Origin of the sequence: Halorubrum sp. Atlit-26R (assembly GCF_003666015.1) — an archaeon.
GTDB lineage: Archaea > Halobacteriota > Halobacteria > Halobacteriales > Haloferacaceae > Halorubrum.
Genome location: NZ_QPLT01000066.1, coordinates 1 through 1277, shown reverse-complemented (window position 1 = coordinate 1277; position 1277 = coordinate 1). Strand labels below are relative to the sequence as shown.

General features: G+C 58.7%; 2 protein-coding genes. Both read left to right on the top strand.

Features of this window, described 5'->3' with window-relative positions; all coding sequences use genetic code 11:
* Window positions 1–96 precede the first annotated feature (96 nt).
* Window positions 97–876, top strand: a complete 780-nt coding sequence (locus DVK07_RS19265; protein WP_233565524.1) for a hypothetical protein — start codon at window positions 97–99, stop codon at window positions 874–876.
* A gap of 255 nt (window positions 877–1131) precedes the next feature.
* On the top strand, window positions 1132–1277 hold a 146-nt coding region (locus tag DVK07_RS19260; RefSeq protein WP_121598490.1), incomplete at its 3' end, for a twin-arginine translocation signal domain-containing protein.

The following is a 1277-nucleotide window of genomic DNA, read 5'->3' as shown; positions in this document are numbered from 1 at the left end:
TAGTGGTCCGATATGCCCTCCACTCACATCGAGCGAGCAGATTCTGGTCTCAGTTGGGAGACGGACCTACACGGCATTCGTCGGCTCCCACACCGGATGGCGGCATTCATCGTCACGATGCATCCTGTGATCTGGGGTGGCTTTTTCATCGTGCTCCCGCTTGCGGTTCACGGTTCGACGACTGTCATTGGCTCTCGGGCAGCTATCGCGTACGTGATCGTCTGTGCGTGCCTGTGGTTGATGGTGTGGTTTTCGAGTGCGGGATTCAAGACAAACCATTACCGGCTCAATTCCGAAAAGCAAACAGTAACGATCAGGCCTGAATTCGACGATCCAGAGACGACACAGTTCGCAGCCGCTACCGGTACTGACGAACGGACGATCAGCCTCGACACGGTAGATGCGCTTCAATTGATTCCACTCGGCCCGATCGTTGCCGCTCGACTCCGCTATCGGTCCGCTACTGTCACGAAGCCGGAAGGGATCCTCATACCGCGGGGCCAGGTACGCGAAATTGCGGCTGGTTTTCAGTCGTGTGGCGTGTCAGTCCCTGAACTGACGCCTGGCGATCGTCCGACACCGGAGAGTCGGCCGCTCCGTTCTGCGGCCCGGATCGCAACAACGCCGATTTTGATCGGCGTACTCCCGGTCTATATCGTACAGTTTCGACTCGGAATCGATGTATGGCCGTTTCTGTTCGGGTTCGTGCTTGTCACGTGGGTCGTGATCGTTCGGCATCTCACGGTCCGGTTCGGTATTCGCCCCGAGGGAGCGCGGGTGCGAGACTGGTTGCTCCGATGGGCGATTGATTTGGTCGTCGCAGCGCTTGGCTTGGCAGGCGCGTTCGGGCTTCTCGCCCTCGCGGGATCGAGCTGACAGCCGATTCTGAGAATAAAGATTCATATACCGTGGAAAGTAAGCTTTACTGTAAAGCGTGTTTGACACCAGAATTCCAGTGACGAAGGAGCGAAGGTGGGCACTCCGCGTGACTACCGAGTTGGATAGAGAGATCTGGCTGTCACAAACCACAACAGCCGGCTGTCCACCTTCACCAGAGCAACGCTGGTACACTCAATCAAACGATTCGTCCCGCCTCTCACGGCGTGAACCATCTTTCACACGCTCCCACCGATGCCCTCCACACTCTCACGACGCGGATTCCTGTCGCGGTCCGCGGCCGTCGGCGCTGGTACCGCCGTCGCGGCCAGCGGTCTCGCCAGTGGTTCGACCGAACCGACTCAAACGACCAGCGTGGATGCGCTCATCGACGACGCGGC

Bases quoted from the DNA above. Each gene is read 5' to 3' on its own strand.
- DVK07_RS19265 (WP_233565524.1), top strand. From the start codon at position 97: ATGGCGGCATTCATCGTCACGATGCATCCTGTGATCTGGGGTGGCTTT.